At 39.1% G+C, this 18,344-nt stretch carries 10 protein-coding genes, 2 tRNA genes and 3 rRNA genes; 3 read left to right on the top strand and 12 right to left on the bottom strand.

From position 1 onward, the window contains the following. Position 1 precedes the first annotated feature (1 nt). Positions 2-1,672, bottom strand: coding sequence for a 2-succinyl-5-enolpyruvyl-6-hydroxy-3-cyclohexene-1-carboxylic-acid synthase (gene menD / locus AB1278_RS01710; RefSeq protein WP_429812015.1), 1,671 nt, complete (start codon positions 1,670-1,672; stop codon positions 2-4). Between the two features lie 84 nt (positions 1,673-1,756). Between menD and AB1278_RS01705 the strand changes: the two genes are divergently transcribed. Beyond that, on the top strand, positions 1,757-2,707 hold the full coding sequence (locus AB1278_RS01705) for an isopenicillin N synthase family dioxygenase (RefSeq protein ID WP_202840961.1): 951 nt from the start codon (positions 1,757-1,759) through the stop codon (positions 2,705-2,707). Between the two features lie 60 nt (positions 2,708-2,767). Here the strand turns inward: AB1278_RS01705 and AB1278_RS01700 are convergent, their stop codons facing one another. After that, a complete protein-coding gene (locus AB1278_RS01700; RefSeq protein ID WP_202840963.1) occupies positions 2,768-3,040 on the bottom strand; it encodes a hypothetical protein in 273 nt (90 codons plus the stop codon). 227 nt (positions 3,041-3,267) lie between these two features. Here AB1278_RS01700 and AB1278_RS01695 point away from each other — a divergent pair, with 227 nt between their 5' ends. After that, a complete protein-coding gene (locus AB1278_RS01695) occupies positions 3,268-3,429 on the top strand; it encodes a bacteriocin-like protein (protein ID WP_202840965.1) in 162 nt (53 codons plus the stop codon). A gap of 959 nt (positions 3,430-4,388) precedes the next feature. On the opposite strand, the gene rrf is transcribed toward AB1278_RS01695, so the two are convergent. The 7 genes from rrf to AB1278_RS01660 all read right to left on the bottom strand — a co-directional run bounded on the left by rrf (position 4,389) and on the right by AB1278_RS01660 (position 12,154). Then, positions 4,389-4,496, bottom strand: a 5S ribosomal RNA gene (gene rrf / locus AB1278_RS01690). 144 nt (positions 4,497-4,640) lie between these two features. After that, positions 4,641-7,395, bottom strand: a 23S ribosomal RNA gene (locus AB1278_RS01685). 149 nt (positions 7,396-7,544) lie between these two features. Continuing rightward, positions 7,545-7,621 (bottom strand) — tRNA-Ala (locus AB1278_RS01680). An 86-nt stretch (positions 7,622-7,707) separates the two neighbouring features. Next, a tRNA-Ile gene (locus tag AB1278_RS01675) sits at positions 7,708-7,781 on the bottom strand. A gap of 225 nt (positions 7,782-8,006) precedes the next feature. Beyond that, a 16S ribosomal RNA gene (locus AB1278_RS01670) occupies positions 8,007-9,523 on the bottom strand. The 16S, 23S and 5S rRNA genes sit together here with 2 tRNA genes alongside, the layout of an rRNA operon. A gap of 1,267 nt (positions 9,524-10,790) precedes the next feature. Next, the gene (locus AB1278_RS01665) at positions 10,791-11,837 is read right to left on the bottom strand and encodes a PA0069 family radical SAM protein (RefSeq protein ID WP_343644076.1); all 1,047 of its coding nucleotides are present in this window, start codon (positions 11,835-11,837) and stop codon (positions 10,791-10,793) included. 122 nt (positions 11,838-11,959) lie between these two features. After that, positions 11,960-12,154: a hypothetical protein gene (locus tag AB1278_RS01660; protein ID WP_047426218.1), complete on the bottom strand. Its 195-nt coding sequence runs from the start codon at positions 12,152-12,154 to the stop codon at positions 11,960-11,962. 174 nt (positions 12,155-12,328) lie between these two features. Here AB1278_RS01660 and AB1278_RS01655 point away from each other — a divergent pair, with 174 nt between their 5' ends. Next, on the top strand, positions 12,329-12,679 hold the full coding sequence (locus AB1278_RS01655; RefSeq protein ID WP_110011835.1) for a hypothetical protein: 351 nt from the start codon (positions 12,329-12,331) through the stop codon (positions 12,677-12,679). A gap of 108 nt (positions 12,680-12,787) precedes the next feature. Here AB1278_RS01655 and AB1278_RS01650 read toward each other — a convergent pair whose 3' ends face one another. From AB1278_RS01650 to AB1278_RS01640, 3 genes are all read right to left on the bottom strand, one after another. Next, positions 12,788-15,439, bottom strand: a complete 2,652-nt coding sequence (locus AB1278_RS01650; RefSeq protein WP_429812011.1) for a hypothetical protein — start codon at positions 15,437-15,439, stop codon at positions 12,788-12,790. A 199-nt stretch (positions 15,440-15,638) separates the two neighbouring features. Further along, entirely contained in the window at positions 15,639-16,388 is a 750-nt protein-coding gene (locus tag AB1278_RS01645) for a T9SS type A sorting domain-containing protein (protein WP_429812008.1), read from the bottom strand. 57 nt (positions 16,389-16,445) lie between these two features. Next, positions 16,446-18,314, bottom strand: coding sequence for a T9SS-dependent choice-of-anchor J family protein (locus tag AB1278_RS01640; protein WP_202842350.1), 1,869 nt, complete (start codon positions 18,312-18,314; stop codon positions 16,446-16,448). Between the last annotated feature and the right edge of the window lie 30 nt (positions 18,315-18,344).

The raw sequence follows: 18,344 nt of genomic DNA, 5'->3' as shown, positions 1-18,344 counted from the left end.
TTTATTTCATAAATTCAAAATACGATTTCAGTACATCTGCGCTGTTCTTCCCGTGAGTATTTACTTCCAGGATTTTTGGCTGCGCATCAGGTTTGAAAAAATTCTCAAGAACTCTGTCCAGGGTAAGCTCATCCTCTACCCGAATGTAGGAGAAGCCAAAATGTTTCGCCAAAGACTCGGCATTCTTGCGGTGTTTTGTGGCAATAAATTCGTCTAATGTATTCGGGTTGGCATTTCCAGGTCCCGGAATGATTTTAAAGATATTGCCTTCACCATTATTGAAGATCATAATTCTTACAAACGGTGGAATATATTGGTTCCAAAGACCATTGATATCATAGAAAAAACTCAGGTCTCCTGTAATCAATAAAGTTGGGTTTTCATTTTTAATGGCAAATCCCATTGCCGTAGAAGTGGATCCGTCAATACCACTTGTTCCTCTGTTACAGTACATTTTTCTCTTCCCAAAATCAAACAGCTGCGCATATCTGATCCCCGAGGAGTTACTGAAATGAATATTATAATTCTCAGGAATTGTTTGTGACGCTTTATTGAAGAAATAAAAATCTGAGAAATCAATTGTATTTAAAAACTGTTCGTGTTTAGCATCTTTTTTATCCCTTAAGACGTCCCAAAGGTTATAATAAGGCCTTGGTTCCAGATTGATAAATTTCAGCAGTTTTGAGAAGAAAACCTCAGGTTTTACCTCGATCTTTTCTGTGAGTGAGAAATAAGTATCAGGCTGCCACACTTCATCCAGATGCCAATGTTGTTTAGGACGGGCACTTCTGAGGAATTGTTTTACTTTTTTGGAAACCACATTCTGCCCAACTGTAATCAACAGGTCAGGAGCATATGTTTTGTAATCCTCTTCTGTAAAATTGAAAATATAACGGTCTATATGTTTGAAGAATTTTTCATGATGCAGGTTTGAATTGGCTTCACTCAGTACCACAACAGAATGGTTTTTCACCAACTGAGTCAGCTGGTTTTCCAGTTCCGGACTGTAGTCTCTTGTTCCCACCAACAGCATAATTCTTTGTGAAGTATGCCATTCTGCAATCAGATTGGACGGAATTTCATACTCTTTATGCTTAATTGTCTTTTCTACCGTAGGAAAAGTAGGAAGCTCTGAAACCAGCTCATACAAAGGTTCTTCCAGAGGAATATTAATATGTACCGGACCTTGCTTCTCAAAGCAAAGTTCGATAGCTTTTTTAATGATATCGAAATTAATATCTTCTACATTCTCCTTACTGTCTTCCAAAAGCTGGAAATCACCATAGGAATGCTGATGAAAAACATCCTTCTGCCTGATCGTTTGCCCATCGAATATATCAACAAAATCTGTCGGCCTGTCTGCAGTAAGTACCAAAAGGGGCACATTCTGATAAAATGCTTCCGTAACCGCAGGATAATAATTAACTACCGCAGATCCGCTGGTACACGTAACAGCTACTGGTTTTTTCTCACTTTTCGCCATTCCCATTGCAACAAAAGCAGCACTTCTTTCGTCTACAATGCTGTAACAGTTGAAACTATCTACCTCTGAAAAATGGATGGCCAAAGGAGCATTTCTCGACCCCGGAGAAATTACGATATCTGCAATTCCGTACTGCTGAAGAAGATGTGCAAGTATTTGGATACTTCTCTTAGAAGAATATTTTTTCATACAGCAAATTTAACTTATAAATAATGATTTTAAAATCATTTAATTTAAAAAAAATGTAATTTTGCTGTTCGTAAATTTCTAAAAATGGATAAAATACCTAGTGTAGACCTGCGTGATTTCCTTTCGGGCAACCCGGAACGCAAACAGAAATTTGTAAATGAAATCGGAAAAGCTTATGAAGAAATTGGTTTTGTAGCCTTAAAAGGCCACTTTCTTGATGACAACCTAGTGGATGATTTGTATGGAGAGGTAAAAAACTTTTTTGAACAGCCAGTGGAAACGAAACAAAAGTATGAGATTCCAGGAATTGGTGGCCAGAGAGGTTATGTAGGATTCGGTAAAGAAACTGCAAAAGGTTTCAAAAAAGGAGACTTAAAAGAATTTTGGCACTTTGGACAGTATCTGTCTGATGATTCAAAATACAGAACTGAGTATCCGGACAACGTAATCGTTGAAGAACTTCCAAGATTCAACGAAGTTGGTAAAGAAGCATTCCAGATGCTTGAGAAAACAGGACAGTATGTGTTAAGAGCTTTAGCATTACACCTTGGTTTAGATGAATTTTATTTTGATGACAAGATCGCAGAAGGAAATTCTATTTTAAGACCGATTCACTATCCGCCAATCACTGAAGAACCGGATGATGCGGTAAGAGCAGCTGCTCACGGAGACATCAACCTTATCACTCTTTTAATGGGAGCACAAGGAAAAGGTCTTCAGGTTCAAAATCACAACGGAGAATGGATTGATGCCATTGCAGAACCGGATGAATTGATGATCAATGTTGGTGACATGCTTTCAAGACATACCAACAACAAATTGAAATCTACCATCCACAGAGTGGTAAACCCACCAAGAGAAATGTGGAGCACTTCAAGATATTCAATTCCTTTCTTTATGCATCCAATCAGTGCCATGTCTTTAAATGCACTTGAGAACTGTGTAGATGAAAACAATCCTAAATTATACGAAGATACTACCGCCGGAGAATTCCTGCATGAAAGATTGATCGAACTGGGATTGATTAAAAAATAAAAGAAACGGCTGTCTCTATAGAGGCAGCCGTTATTATTTACATATTCATTTTACTTATTTTTATCCCGTTATACAATAAAATTCGGGGCAAGGAGTGGGTTGTGTAAAAGTTCCCCATGGACAGATACAGGTATAAGTATCGCCGCCACCTCCAGGATTTTGTCCTCCTCCGGGACCCCCAACATAAGGGACACATTTTCCATTTGAACAGATTTCTCCGGCAGAACATCCTCCTTCTCCCGGTCCGCCTCCTTCAAAACAATACGCCGGGAAATTTTCTCCCGCAACAATACATTTTCTGTCTTCTCTTGAAAGTTTTTTAAAATTTTTCATAGTTATTGGTTTTTGGTATTCCTACTCTATAAGCTTTTCGGGTAACGCTAGCTTAAAATTACTATTTATTATATTAATAATTAGTCAATTAAAAACTAAAAAAGTCTTAAACCGTAAAAGAATATAGAAAGCTATATTAAATTTAATTTTTAAATATACCACACATTGTATAATTAAAAATATTTTAATTATTTTTACTTTAACAACAAATTTTTAATTAAAACTATATGAAAAACCTAAAAAAACTACAAAAGAACCAATTAAAGAACATTTCAGGTGGAGCTAATCTTCCGGAAACAGATTTCTGTATGTATTACTGCAACGGAACCATTGTTTGTGCAACCTGCAGCGATGACTTCAAATGCCCGGACACGAACAGTGATATGTAAGATAAAAAATCAAAATGTCATCAATAAGAACCGTTTCTGCAGAGAAGCGGTTTTTTATTTCTTTTGGATTAAAATAAAGCAGATTTCAGCCACGCAGACCTATTTATAATGATAAGCCCAGATTTTGTTTGCGATAAGCAATTTATGAGCTTAAAAAGAGGAAAATGATTTCTATCCTACAAATAGCAGACTAAACAGATAAAACTTTTCTTGTAAATAGCGTCTTTCTATTTCATTTGTGCTGCTTCTTTCCACTGTGCCATTTCGTAGGAATCCAGACTCTTTTTATAGAGTTTAAAGCTTCAAAAGGTAGAGAGTTCCAACGGCGTCTTTCTCCTTCATTTGTGTCGCTTCTTTCCTACTGTGTCATTCCGCAGGAATCCAAGCTCTTTTATTAGAGTTTAAAACATTAAAAAGGAAAGAAGGAAGTAATACTTAAGTTATGAGCTAATGCTTTGATGAGACTCCTACGGAGTGACAAATAGTTAGAATAAACGATAGTAAGTGAAAGCAAAGAATGAACAGCCGTAACAATGAATAATTTTAGGCTGAACCGGGGTAATGATCTTTCAATAGTGTCATACATCCCTTTCCAATTGTGCTATGGTTCAACTGGCGTCTTTCTTTTTATTTGGTCTGCTTCTTTCCTACTGTGTCATTCCGCAGGAATCCAGCCTCCTTTATTAGAGTCTTTATGATTTTTTTAACTCAGACGGTTTGATACTGTAAAATTGTTTGATGATACTTTGTTGAGACTCCTACGGAGTGACAATTGGAGTGTATGCTGTCCAGCATAAGTGATCAATGATAGGTGATAAGTGATAGTTGATCAATGATAGTTGATTGATGTATCGTTTATCAATTATTATTCATTGCTTATTGCTTATAAGCTTAGCTTGGGTATAAAACAAAAAAATCCTTTATCACAATGATAAAGGATTTTTTAAAAATAAAATAAAAACTGGCGGCGGCCTACTCTCCCGCGTTAGCAGTACCATCGGCGCTGGTGGGCTTAACTTCTGTGTTCGGAATGGGAACAGGTGAGCCCCACCGCTAAAACCACCCTAAAGAAGGTATATAGCTTTAAGCATTAGGCCTGAAGCCTTAAGCTTATTGCGTTTTAAGCGATAAAAACTTTCACAAAGACAAAACCTTCGCTGCGCATAAAGAACTTGTCATTTATTATATTATAATTTCATATAGCAACCATAGGCTATAAATCTACGGGTAATTAGTACTACTTGGCTATGACATTACTGTCTTTACACCTATAGCCTATCAACGTCGTCATCTACAACGACCCTTAAAAGATGTCTCATCTTGAGGCGAGTTTCGCACTTATATGCTTTCAGTGCTTATCTCTTCCAAACGTAGCTACTCAGCGGTGCACCTGGCGGTACAACTGATACACCAGAGGTTTGTTCAATTCGGTCCTCTCGTACTAGAATCAAGCCCTCTCAAACATCTAACGCCCGCAATAGATAGAGACCGAACTGTCTCACGACGTTCTGAACCCAGCTCGCGTGCCACTTTAATGGGCGAACAGCCCAACCCTTGGGACCTTCTCCAGCCCCAGGATGTGACGAGCCGACATCGAGGTGCCGAACCTCCCCGTCGATGTGAGCTCTTGGGGGAGACTAGCCTGTTATCCCCGGAGTACCTTTTATCCTATGAGCGATGGCCCTTCCATACGGAACCACCGGATCACTATGTCCTGCTTTCGCACCTGATCGACTTGTTGGTCTCACAGTCAAGCACCCTTATGCCATTACACTCTACGCACGGTTACCAAGCGTGCTGAGGGTACCTTTGAAAGCCTCCGTTACTCTTTTGGAGGCGACCACCCCAGTCAAACTACCCACCACGCAATGTCCTTCTGAAAGAAGTTAGGCTCCAAGTAAGTAAAGGGTGGTATTTCAACGTCGGCTCCACAAACACTAGCGTGCCTGCTTCAAAGCCTCCCACCTATCCTACACATTACTTACTCAAAGTCAATACGAAGTTATAGTAAAGGTTCACAGGGTCTTTTCGTCCCATTGCGGGTAATCGGCATCTTCACCGATACTACAATTTCACCGAGCTCGTGGCTGAGACAGTGCCCAGATCGTTACACCATTCGTGCAGGTCGGAACTTACCCGACAAGGAATTTCGCTACCTTAGGACCGTTATAGTTACGGCCGCCGTTTACTGGGGCTTCAGTTAATGCCTTCGCTTACGCTAAGCACCTTCCTTAACCTTCCAGCACCGGGCAGGTGTCAGACCCTATACAGCATCTTTCGATTTAGCAGAGTCCTGTGTTTTTGATAAACAGTCGCCTGGGCCTCTTCACTGCGGCCACCATTGCTGATGGCGTCTCTTCTTCCGAAGTTACGAGACTATTTTGCCTAGTTCCTTAGCCACGACTCACTCGAGCACCTTAGGATTCTCTCCTCGACCACCTGTGTCGGTTTTGGTACGGGTTGCTTCACTTCGGCTTTTCTTGGATCAGATTACACTACAGCAGCTTCGCCCGAAGGCTAGGCCTTGACTATTCCGTCAGTCTCCAGCAGCTACATCCAACCGTCCCCTTTTATTGTGAGCAAGTATGGGAATATTAACCCATTGTCCATCCACTACCCCTTTCGGGTTCGCGTTAGGTCCCGACTAACCCTCAGCTGATTAGCATGGCTGAGGAAGCCTTGGTCTTTCGGTGAGCAGGTTTCTCGCCTGCTTTATCGTTACTTATGCCTACATTTTCTTTTCTATCCGCTCCACAATACCTCACAGTACTGCTTCGGCGCAAATAGAATGCTCTCCTACCAGATATATCTAAAATATAAATCCATAGCTTCGGTAATATGTTTATGCCCGATTATTATCCATGCCGGACCGCTCGACTAGTGAGCTGTTACGCACTCTTTAAATGAATGGCTGCTTCCAAGCCAACATCCTAGCTGTCAATGCAGTCCAACCGCGTTGTTTCAACTTAACATATATTTGGGGACCTTAGCTGTTGGTCTGGGTTCTTTCCCTCTCGGACATGGACCTTAGCACCCATGCCCTCACTGCCGTAGAACATTTATTAGCATTCGGAGTTTGTCAGGAATTGGTAGGCGATGAAACCCCCGCATCCAATCAGTAGCTCTACCTCTAATAAACTTATATACGACGCTGCACCTAAATGCATTTCGGAGAGTACGAGCTATCTCCCAGTTTGATTGGCCTTTCACCCCTACCCACAGGTCATCCGAAGACTTTTCAACGTCAACCGGTTCGGTCCTCCACTCTGTGTTACCAGAGCTTCAACCTGCCCATGGGTAGATCACAAGGTTTCGCGTCTAATCCTACTAACTATGCGCCCTATTCAGACTCGCTTTCGCTCCGGCTCCGGTACTTAATACCTTAACCTCGCTAGTAAAATTAACTCGTAGGCTCATTATGCAAAAGGCACGCCGTCACAGCATTACGCTGCTCCGACCGCTTGTAGGCGTACGGTTTCAGGTTCTATTTCACCCTTCTATTCGAAGTGCTTTTCACCTTTCCTTCACAGTACTTGTTCACTATCGGTCTTTCAGGAGTATTTAGCCTTGGAGGATGGTCCCCCCATATTCAGACAGGATTTCACGTGTCCCGCCCTACTCATTTATCATCTCTATATACCTTTCGAATACCGGGCTATCACCGTCTATGGCTGTTCTTTCCAGAACATTCTTCTAAATATATAAAGACTTTTGGGCTAATCCGCTTTCGCTCGCCACTACTTACGGAATCTCTTCGATTTCTTTTCCTCCGGGTACTTAGATGTTTCAGTTCTCCGGGTTTGCTCCTCTTGCGAGGTGACATATCTTCAATATGCCGGGTTGCCCCATTCGGATATCTGCGGATCAATTCGTGTGTGCCAATCCCCGCAGCTTTTCGCAGCTTACCACGTCCTTCGTCGCCTCTGAAAGCCTAGGCATCCGCCATACGCCCTTAACGATTTCTTTCCTATTGGTTACTCAAGCGCTTTATGCGCTCGGTTTTCTCTTTGTGATGTCTTTACCGTTAATGTCAATGATCTTAAATCTATTTCTGATTTAATTCGCAAATATTGTTTTTGGCTCTATTTGCTTTTTTAAAACTAAACCATCTATGATGGTGGAGAATAAGGGAGTCGAACCCTTGACCTCCTGCGTGCAAGGCAGGCGCTCTAGCCAGCTGAGCTAATTCCCCTCTAGTAGACTTTAGATATCAGATTCCAGATCTCAGACCTAAATGTCTGATGTCTAATAGCTGATCTCTTCCTGTCTTTCAATTAGTAGTCTCGGGCAGGCTCGAACTGCCGACCTCTACATTATCAGTGTAGCGCTCTAACCAGCTGAGCTACGAGACTCTGTTAGATTTGAGATGCATTATTTGATATTTGATATTCTTAACTTCAAATCTCGAACATCAAATTTCAATTTTTTTAATCTCTTGTCTCTCTATCCCTTTACTAATTTCTAGTGGGTTTTGTATTTTTAATATAAATCAACCAAACAAAAAACTAAAGCTATGCTTTAAGTAAGTATGATGTATCTTACGATACTAATTTTGTTTAACGTCCTAAGACGCTCTAAAATGAGATGTTCCAGCCGCACCTTCCGGTACGGCTACCTTGTTACGACTTAGCCCTAGTTACCTGTTTTACCCTAGGCAGCTCCTGTTACGGTCACCGACTTCAGGTACCCCAGACTTCCATGGCTTGACGGGCGGTGTGTACAAGGCCCGGGAACGTATTCACCGCGCCATGGCTGATGCGCGATTACTAGCGATTCCAGCTTCATAGAGTCGAGTTGCAGACTCCAATCCGAACTGAGACCGGCTTTCGAGATTTGCATCACTTCGCAGTGTAGCTGCCCTCTGTACCGGCCATTGTATTACGTGTGTGGCCCAAGGCGTAAGGGCCGTGATGATTTGACGTCATCCCCACCTTCCTCTCTACTTGCGTAGGCAGTCTCACTAGAGTCCCCAACTTAATGATGGCAACTAGTGACAGGGGTTGCGCTCGTTGCAGGACTTAACCTAACACCTCACGGCACGAGCTGACGACAACCATGCAGCACCTTGAAAAATGTCCGAAGAAAAGTCTATTTCTAAACCTGTCATTTCCCATTTAAGCCTTGGTAAGGTTCCTCGCGTATCATCGAATTAAACCACATAATCCACCGCTTGTGCGGGCCCCCGTCAATTCCTTTGAGTTTCAAACTTGCGTTCGTACTCCCCAGGTGGCTAACTTATCACTTTCGCTTAGTCTCTGAAACTTACATTCCAAAAACGAGTTAGCATCGTTTACGGCGTGGACTACCAGGGTATCTAATCCTGTTCGCTCCCCACGCTTTCGTCCATCAGCGTCAGTTGTTGCTTAGTAACCTGCCTTCGCAATTGGTGTTCTAAGTAATATCTATGCATTTCACCGCTACACTACTTATTCCAGCTACTTCAACAACACTCAAGACCTGCAGTATCAATGGCAGTTTCACAGTTAAGCTGTGAGATTTCACCACTGACTTACAGATCCGCCTACGGACCCTTTAAACCCAATAAATCCGGATAACGCTTGCACCCTCCGTATTACCGCGGCTGCTGGCACGGAGTTAGCCGGTGCTTATTCGTATAGTACCTTCAGCTACCCTCACGAGGGTAGGTTTATCCCTATACAAAAGAAGTTTACAACCCATAGGGCCGTCGTCCTTCACGCGGGATGGCTGGATCAGGCTCTCACCCATTGTCCAATATTCCTCACTGCTGCCTCCCGTAGGAGTCTGGTCCGTGTCTCAGTACCAGTGTGGGGGATCACCCTCTCAGGCCCCCTAAAGATCGCAGACTTGGTGAGCCGTTACCTCACCAACTATCTAATCTTGCGCGTGCCCATCTCTATCCACCGGAGTTTTCAATACCGAATGATGCCATTCAGTATATTATGGGGTATTAATCTTCCTTTCGAAAGGCTATCCCCCAGATAAAGGCAGGTTGCACACGTGTTCCGCACCCGTACGCCGCTCTCAAGATCCCGAAAGATCTCTACCGCTCGGCTTGCATGTGTTAGGCCTCCCGCTAGCGTTCATCCTGAGCCAGGATCAAACTCTCCATTGTATGTTTGTCTGACTCACTCAAAGTTTTTAACGCTTTAGTTTTTCCTTACTTGGTTGTTATATTGTATGTCAATGATCTTTATATCTTCCGCTTTTCAACGAAGCAATCTCTCTGTCAGTGTCGCTCCGTATTTGCGAGTGCAAAAGTAAAACTTTATTTTTTAATGACCAAATGTTTTTGAAGAAAATTTTAAAGTTTTTTAAGTAACCTTAACCCTTCTCAAAACCTCAATCTCTATACTCCTGCGCTCCCTCTAATTGGGACTGCAAAGATACAAACTCTTTTTAAACTGACAACTTTTTTTACAAAAAGTTTTAAAGTTTTTTTTTCGTCTGTTTCTTTTTTGAAGTAATATCGTTTCTGCCTATCTAAAGGCGCTCCTGCGCTACTGTTCTACTCTCGTTTTCAGTGGGGCAAAGATAGTAACTTCCTGCAACGCAAAACAAGTTTATTTAACATAAATTTTACATTACGGTGATATTTGTTCCTAAAGGACTGGAAGGCAGGGAGAAAAATTTTAAACATTTGTTTGGAGAATCGGGGTGAGAGTGTGGGAGAGTTTGAGTGTTTGAGGGGAGATCTGTGTGTGAGAAGAGGGAATTTGAGATTCGGGGTGCGGGATGCGGGGTTTGGGGTGAGGAAGATCAAAAAAATAAGGTATATATTATATATAGAATGGGAAGGATGGAAATGCTAAAGAGTATATTTATATATTATATAGAGTAATAAGGTTTAGCTCCTATACCCGTAATTAATTAAAATGCTTCGACTCAGCTCAGTATGACATGGCTAATACTAACGGCTAAAAGGCCTTAGACATTATATTGGCATTTTGCTTCTTTTAAGACTCTCGTAAAGAAGTTGGGATTCCTGAGGAATAACACAAGGGGAATAGAGATTGATACTCAATAACCAGTTTCCATAGAAATCAGCAATATGAAAATTAAAACCAATATTCCTTTTCTACCTAAAAACCCGAAACTCGAAACACAATAACCCGAACCTCATCATTCATCATTTATCATTTATCATTTATTATCATTAACGACTCCTACCCTAGCCCTGATAGTAATGGTTACCCCGCAGCTTGGGTTGGAGGGTGGCGGGTTTTAGGTGTGGGGGCTCTTCGGCTTCGCTCAGGGTGACAGCGTTGGAGTGCGTGGGCGCGAGGAGTATGAATGGATAGCAGGAAATAGCTCCTGAGAAAATTGGAGAGTTGGAGTGTTTGAAGAAATGACAACAAGATTATACTATATATAAGATAAGCTTAATCAAACAATCTAAGCTGCTGGTCGCGGGTTCCCGTGAAGTTGGATGTTGAAAGCTTTGGAAATTCTTTGCCTTCAAAAAACTTCTTTCTGCCGATCTTAAAGGTGGTATGAATCATTTCTGCAATATTTCCCTCTCCTTTTTGTCTTTCAAAATATCTTTTATCTCCAAGTTTTCCACCCCGCATGGATCTGATGAGATTTAGAACTTTTTGTGCCCTGTCCGGAAAATGAGCTTCAATCCAGTTAACAAAAACAGGTTCTACGGTATCATTTAAGCGTACCAAAGTATATCCGAAACCTAAAGCACCGGCATCCGAAATGGCTTTCAATATATTTAAAGGTTCATCACTATTGAGTCCCGGGATAATGGGCGCTACCATAACATGTACGGGAATATTGTTTTGGGAAAGGATTTCCACTGCTTTTAATTTATTTTTTGCAGAACTCGTTCTCGGCTCCATCTTTCGTCTCAATTCTTCGTTGATGGTTGGAATGCTTAGAGAAACTGACACCAGTTTTTGTTCTGCCATAGGTTTTAAAATATCAAGATCTCTTAACACAAGCGCATTTTTTGTCAGAATATTGACAGGATGTCTGTAATCAAGACATACCTGCAGTAATTTTCTGGTAATTTCAAATTGTCTTTCCGCCGGCTGATAGCAGTCGGTGTTTCCGGACAATAGAATCGGGGCAGCTTTGTATCCTCTTTTCTGAAAAAATTTCTCCAGCAACTCAGGGGCATTTTTCTTTACCATGATTTTTCTTTCAAAATCAACCCCGGCACTATAACCCCAGTATTCGTGGGTTGGCCTTGCAAAGCAGTAAGAACAGCCATGTTCGCATCCCTGATAAGGATTCATCGAATATTCCATTGGAAGGTCTTCACTTTTAACCTGATTGACAATGCTTTTGGGAAATACTTCCGTAAAAGAAGTCTTTACGGTTTCGAAATCTTCATCTTCTGGTTCATAGGTATACCTGTCGAAACGATTGACAACGTTTCGCTGAGCTCCCTGACCTTTTATGAAATTTTCGTTTTGCATTCCGGTGTAAAATTAGAATGGAATTTTTATAAAATAATGAGTTTTAACATTAAAGTTTTCCACAAAAAAATCCAACACTTTCAAAAGCGTTGGATTTAAACATAATTAAATATATTTTTTTACTACTTCAGCGCGAATAATTCTACTCCATGAGTTTCATCATCATTATTTTTTTCATCAAAGTGTCTGTGATAGTCCGAATAGGAATCACTATATTTTTTATCTTTTTTAGTCAAAATTTTTTTAATGCTTATTAAACTCAATACTGCCAAAAGACCAACTCCTCCTGCCAGTAAAACTCCAACTTCTTTTTTCATATTTTCTCTGATTTATTATTGATACCATTGCAAAAAGCATACCTATTTTATTTTTTTTAATTATAAATTTTGTTAACATTCAACTTTATTTTTAGGAAAATTACAATCTGCTATTTTTCTTATATTTAAGATAGCAATGGTTTAATTATTGTACTTAAAAATAAAAATATTATTATGGAAAATCCAGAAAACATTGACAGAATGACAACCTTGAGCCAAGTGATGAAAACGCTTTCTGAACGAGGAATACACAGAGAGTTCAGAATGAACGAAAAATGTGAAATGAAGTTTGAAAATTCTGAGAAAGTGTATCAACCCTCTGAACTGGTCATTTTAAAAACTTATCGCTTCGAGGGAGACAGCAATCCTGATGATAACGCCGTACTGTATGTAGTGAAGGACAATGCAGGAAATCGTGGGATGATTATAGATTCCTATGGTGCAGACAGCAATTATCCAGGTGAAGAATTTGATAAGTTTTTAAGAGATATCCCTATTCAGGAAAGTGATGAATTCAATTTTTAACAACTCAATCACATATTAATTTTTTAAACCATTAAGGTTGTTTTCAATTAAAAACTGTACAGTGGTTATGACTGGCAGCCAAAGGATCTGTCTTAATGGTTTAAAGAATTATTCTTCAGTTTTTCCCTTTTTTCTGAACACATTATTCAGGAAGCCTTTCTTTTCTTTTTTCTCTCCTTCCGCACTGGGAGTTTCTTTTTTATTTTTTATTTCCTGTTTTATTTCTTTTACCGATTGTTTCATATCCTTTACAGAAGAAACTGCTTCTTTGACTTTCTTTTCTGTTTTTTCAACATTTTTACCAATCAGGGTTTTCTTCAATCCCTGCTCTATTCCTCTCCAGAAGAGATTAAAGAAAGACTTTGTGGGGTCACGTTCCACATTTTCTACAGTAACGGCTTCCGGAAAGCGCCCTGAATCCGATCTCAGAAAAACATTGGCAACAGCAGTCAGAAAACCTTTCTTCTCATGATTATTCTTATTTAATACGGCAATTTTTAAGTCTTTATGTTTAAGATTAAAGGTTCCGTGCAATCCCGCAGGATTTCCTTTGAAATTAAAAAGCATTTCCTGAATAGTTCCTGCAGTAGCTGTCACATGAAGGTAAGGCCTGATGAAAGGATTGATTCCATTTGCCGGAAGATCGGTTGTTTTTCCGGAAATTGCAAATCTATCATTATGATCTGCAACATCAAAGTTCCAGTTGACAGAAAGTGGTGACAGGTTCATGAAAGAACAATTGATGTTAATATCTACTTTTGTTGATTTTCCTTTAATTTTAGCTGAATTCAGGTTTTTAACGTTCATATTAAAGTTGCTAAAGGCCAATTTTCCCGGTCCCATACTTTCGGGAGTATCTTCTTCGTAGACTAGGACAGAGTTTTTCAGATCCAGGTTATGAATGGTCATCGGAATCTTAATGGAACGCAGCATTTTAGAATATAATGCTTTTATTTTTGGATCGTTCTTAGGAATTTTACTTCTGAAAATATTGGCATTTGCAGACTCAATGCCTACCTGTGAAGCATGTATCATTTTATTATGAGAAAACAGATCCCATTCTCCTTCTGCGGTAATTTGTCCGGCTTTTATATCATAGAGATCTCTCTCAACAGGTATCATTTTGATAAACTGCGCTCTTGAAACGAGAGGTTTCATGGCAAAATTGTTAATCTGCACCTTATTTTTATTCAGCTTAAGAAGCCCAAGGCTCATGTTGTAAAACTGAGTTTTATAAGCGAGGTTTCTGGTGGTAATATAATAATCTTTCACTTTGAAGGACATTCCCGGCTGATTGGGTTTAGGTGATAATTCAATATTATTTACCGTTGCATTAAGATCGTGGAAAGTCAAGGGCTGTTTTCCTTTATCATAAGTAATGTTTGAATTTTTTAAAGATGTTTTTCTTATAATAAGTGATTTAATAATACCAGGCTCAGGAGATTTACTGGCTGGTTTTTCACCTGCTTTAAAGGTTCCGTTTACATTTTCTACAAGAAGATCCTTGATATCAACATTCAGCTTTTTGTCAATGAATTCCAGTTTATTGATATTAAAAGCAATATGATCTGTTTTTAACACTACTGTTGCTTTTCTCTCTGCAGGATGCCCTGGTGTCAGTACGACATCCCTGATTTCACCGTTTGCAGGCTTCAGCGCAAGACTTCGCATTGTAATATTCTGAGCATTGGAGTATTCAATATCCTTTCCGGCAATGGTAAAATCTTTGTAACCTATCGGAATAACCTGTTCAGAAGTTTCTTTATTAAACATCAGCTGATTGATATTTACACTAAGATTCCCTACTGACAGAAGATTATTTCCATCCGGTTTTGTGATCTTTACTATGGCATTATCCAGCTTTATATTTTTTAAATCAACTTCAAAATTTGATTTTTTTTCAGCTTTCTTAGTCTTTACTCCTGTATTATAGACTGTCAGAACAGGATTCCGGAATTCTGCATTCGTAAGTGAAACTTTATTTTTGTTTAAAATAACATCCGTAAAATCCATTTTGGGAACTGCAAATTCAAATAATCGAGCCTTTTTAGGATAAAAATTTTTAAACTGAGCAAAGGAGAGCAGCGGAGTCAATCTGAAATTCTCAACAGCCATCTGCCCGTTACTTGTATTGATACTACTGATGGTAACCGCATACGTATCATCAGGACGAAGAAAGAATTTTTCTCCTTTGATGCTGTATTTGTCAAAAACGACGGGTAGTTTATTTTCTACAGATTCTTCTGTCATCTGTAAATTTTCTACAAACAGATCCAGTTGTTGTACAGATAGAAATTTCTGCTTTGTATGCCTGAAAACAGCAATTTTACCATCGTTAATTCTTATATTTTCAAATGAAACCGGATTTCTTTTCTTTCCGGTTTTGCGGTCGACAGGTTTAGCAAGAATGACATTCAAATTAGGTTTAGCCAGCAAAAGGTCTGACGAGCTGATTCTTTTATTAAAAACAGCATCATAAATTCCGAAACGGCTTATTTTCAAGGTATCAATAGTTCCCTGCAAACCAATAACGTCTGTATTTTGCGGATCTTTACTATTAACTGAAATTCCAGTAGCAAAAATATTTCCGGTTCCTAAATCCACATCTAGGGTTTTGTAGGAAACCTGATAGTCAGTATTCTTTTTTATATATTCCGGAAGCTGGGTTTTAAGCCAAATATTTAAACCGAAATTCGCGGCAAGAATAATTCCTGCCAGAACTCCGAAACCTATGAGTAAATTTTTAATCCACCTATTCATATCCTGATCTTGTTAAATGTAAGTTTAAATATAAGATTATTAAGTGCAATTTTTACTTGTTTACACTTTGTAATAATAAAATTAATATGATTTATCACTTTAAAAAGGAAAATATTTCATTCTAAAAACAGCAAAAGACCATCTCAATTGAGATAGTCTTTTGTCAATAAAAACAACATTCGTTTATTGTAGTAATTAATTATTCTTTTACTATTTTTTTTGACGCAGCTTCTCCTCGTCTGTTCTTAAAAAAAACAATATAATTTCCCTGCTGCAGATGAGAAACATCTATAACATTTTTTCCATTCTTAAAGTTTCCAGCCAACGCAGTTCGCCCGTCAGCGGTATATAAGACATAGGATATATCTTCTTTGGAAATTACACTAATCACATTCTTAACGCGGGTTGCATCAATTTCAGCAAAAGACAACTTACCTTTTGCCATATCATGTACTGCTAATGTTGCATTAGGATTATATCTGTAAGTAAATGTTACTGGCATTCCGTATTCATTATTAAAATCATCCACCAGATAATATTTTATTATATAGTCAATTGGGAATGTTCCGGAACCTGTATCTGCATTCCACATAGTATACCCACTTGAAACTTCAGAATTTGCAGGAATATTGATTGCCGGTTTGGAATTTCCGGGATAAACTGCTCCTAAAATTATAAATGGCAGACATGTATTCTGGTAACAGAATTGAAAACTACTTCCGTCAGCATTGATAATATTCATAACTTTTGCACGAACATTAATCGGAACAGCAGAGTTATTTTTAATTTTATAGTGTAAGGTTGCCAGATTTTCATCTACAGTGTTATAAGTAATAACACTTCCGTCATTTATTGGTGTCTCATCTTCTCTTGCTAGACTAAGCTGCGCTTTCCCATAAAAAGAGATAAGAAAAGACAGAAATATCATGTAGTAATTAATATTTTTCATAATTTTTAAATTTATAAAACCAGGAAGCCGCGCTACAGCTTCCCGGATTGTGAGAAATTACTTAATAATTAACTTTTTAATAACCGGTTCCGCATCTTTTTCTTTAATAGAAACCAGATAAGTTCCTTTTACAAAGTTGTGTACAGAAATCGGAGTATTAGGCTCTGCATTTTCTTTTTCAAGAATTGTTCTTCCACTGACATCAAAAATTTTAATGTCTGCCTTTCCTTTTCCGTCAATTTTGAAATAGTCTTTTGCGGGGTTAGGATATAACATATGTTCATTGTTTGTCTTTTCAGCAGCATGAACCCCTAATGTTGTGTTTATGGCAAATGGCCCTGCTGCATTAACAATTTCGCCGGTTGTACCATCCAATAAAAGCAAAGCAACTTTTATTTTATCCAGGTTATATGCAGTTGGAATATCTGCTGTAAATGTATAGTTTACAACCTGACCGTCAGTTAGGGTGGAAGGTATAGATCCTGCCTGCCCGGCATATCCTCCCAACAGCATTCTGCCCACATGATCATAAACCATATCCGCAGCAGGCACCGGGTTGGGTTTACTTTCATATCCACCCATAGATGTAGTGCTCCCAGCATAGTAATTTGCCTGGTTATAGCCCGAAGTAGTACCTTTTACTTCATCTTCTATAACCACAGCAACGAATCTGAAGTTAGCATTTGTAAAGTTGGTTCTGAAAACAGCAGATGCATTGAATGTTAAAATTCTTCCTGCCAGGGAAGATGTTGCATTTAGTGCAACAGGAACAATCAATGATTTCCTTGCATTAATAAACTCAGAGAAATCAGAACTAACACTCTGTCTCAGAAGACTTCTGTCCACATTCATTCCTGGAAAGCTATTAAAGTTTGCTCCTGTATTATATTCAGCCAAAGTCATAGGATCATTATTATGTACTGCAATTCCTATAAAATCATTAGGAAAACTATTTTCAGCATTATGCATTGCAACCGCCCCTCTAGGGCAATAACCACACCATGTTCCCGTACCTTCTTCAATCACTACTTTTTTAGGCGAATTCTGGCTTACACTTATAAATTGGGTGGACAATGTATTGTCTGCAGGAGTAGCATCCGCTGCTCCGTTGACTCCGGTAACAGATACAATAATATTTTTATTTACGACTGTAGAATAGTTTACGGCATTTGAATGCGTAATTTCTTTTTCCTGCCCAATAGCTAAAGGCGCCGCTAAGGGTATTACAGCAGAATGGTCTGTGCCATCATTCCAGTTAAGGGTGACATTATTAACACTTTGTGCCCCATTATTTTTTACAGTTGCTTTGATAAAATAATCCGTATTGGTCACTCCATATCGACTTAAAGATAAATTTGTAAGAGCTACATCATAATCTGCAAGACTTTTGACTTGGATATTATCCAAAATGAGGTAATACTGATCTGTACAATCATAATGTCTGAAAGAAATATAAACTTGCTGCCCAATAAAGGAACTCACATTGATCACTCTGTTTTGAAAGCCACCTGCAGCCACAGTTTCTGTATACACAGGTGTGGAAGCAGTAATAGCTCCTGAAGCGTTGGTTGTTGTAACATATACTGAATACTTTTCGTTTGGATCATTAGAATATGTTGCCAAATTATAGACCAGATATGCATTAGAAGCAGTAACAGTACTTAAGTTAATAAGCGGGGAAGTGATCAGATTGTTTGGCGTAAGTGCTCCGGTTCCATTAACATAAGAAAAGGAAGTCAATGATCCGCTTCCAAAGCCTGCATTTACACTAGAAACATTCATATTAGTCCATTGTTTCCCATCTCCGTCAATATCAGTACTCACCCATCCGTTGAGTCCTGCAGTATTAAAATCCTGACTGTAATAAGTCTGTGAGTAGTGTATCCCGAATATCAGGATAAGCACCGAAAATAAAATCTTTTTCATTTGTTTTAAAAATTTAAGTTTAGTAAATAA

The organism is Chryseobacterium sp. NRRL B-14798 (genome assembly GCF_050470705.1).
GTDB classification, from domain to species: Bacteria; Bacteroidota; Bacteroidia; order Flavobacteriales; family Weeksellaceae; genus Chryseobacterium; species Chryseobacterium cupriresistens.
This window is presented reverse-complemented; position numbering and strand designations above follow the sequence as displayed.